This is a genomic window from Syntrophaceticus schinkii, assembly GCF_000946815.1.
In the GTDB taxonomy this organism is placed as follows: Bacteria; Bacillota; DSM-12270; order Thermacetogeniales; family Thermacetogeniaceae; genus Syntrophaceticus; species Syntrophaceticus schinkii.
This window is the reverse complement of sequence record NZ_CDRZ01000137.1, coordinates 1-1172: the sequence shown is the minus strand read 5'-3', so window position 1 is coordinate 1172 and position 1172 is coordinate 1. Positions and strand designations below refer to the sequence as shown.

Sequence of the window (1172 nt, the reverse complement as noted above, 5' to 3'; positions counted from 1 at the left end):
TCTATTCCCGTTCTCTTCTCATTACAAGGCTGGGTGTCTCCAAGATTATCTAAAGTCGACACGATTTATTTCGCCTCAGATAAACCCGTGAATTGCATACTAAAAACCATGAATTGTTCTGGTAATAAACATTATGTTATAAAAGAACCCCGCGGACTTCCTTGGCAGAGGTTCTCTTAAGTTCACAGTTCATATTTTCACGTTTTTGCTAGTATTCGACAAAATACGGGTGGTACACGGTCAATGTCATCAAGTTAATATGTTATTTAGTGGAATTGACTTGGAGTAAATAATTTTCAAAAACCCCTTGAACATTTGAAAAATCGCCTAACAATCGAAAGAACACAGTTTTTATTGTGTACCTTACATTTGTTAGGTGATAAAATTGAAACTATCTAGGTGTTTTAACAGGCTTATTGAGGAGAATCAACAGCTTCTTAATGACTATTTGTTCAAGTGCTCAAGCCGCATAAAGCCAAGTCATTTTTCAAGGAAGTTCTAAAATGGGATTTAAAGAAACCATGCTTCATTTAATTATGAATTATGGTAAAGAAAATCGTTAACAATTACAATGTTGAGCTGAATAGTTTTTATGAGAACGTATTGAAGACTGACACTACAGTATCAAAGCAAGCTTATTGTGAAGCTCGGCAAAAGATTGATCCTAAAGCCTTTATAGAGTTGAATGACTCAGTAAACAAGGTTGTATACGAGCAATGTGACGATTTAAAATTATGGAACGGTTATAGGCTAAGTGCCATTGATGGAACTGTCTTGGAATTGCCTGATACTGCATTACTGAGAAAAGAATTTGGCTGTTCAGGAAATCAGAATCGCATGGTAGCCAGAGCAAAGGCTTCATGCTTATTTGATGTCTTAAATAAGGTTATTATCTCAACTTTCGCACTAAAAAAATACCCTCAAACCCTTGATATATCTGAACTTTAACAACAAAAACACCCCTCAATCTGGTAAAATAGAAGTACGCAAAACCCCATTATACCAAGGAAAGAAGGGTGCTCTTGTGACTTCTATCTTACCAGAAAACATTACCGATGAAAATAGGTCAGCCAATTATGTTGCAAACTTTTTCAAAGAACACAAGATAGGTGAAATACTCGTGAAATCGAATTTCAAAAAACAAAAGGGTTTTTCTTGCAAAGAACTATTGC

1 protein-coding gene is annotated in these 1172 nt (G+C 35.2%); it reads left to right on the top strand.

The genetic code is table 11. The features are described 5' to 3' along the window. Positions 1-543 precede the first annotated feature (543 nt). Positions 544-948, top strand: a complete 405-nt coding sequence (locus tag SSCH_RS06425) for a hypothetical protein (protein WP_044664749.1) — start codon at positions 544-546, stop codon at positions 946-948. Positions 949-1172 lie beyond the last annotated feature (224 nt).

What these genes read in the sequence shown, in the direction of transcription:
- SSCH_RS06425 (WP_044664749.1), top strand. Translation starts at nt 544, where the DNA reads ATGGTAAAGAAAATCGTTAACAATTACAATGTTGAGCTGAATAGTTTT.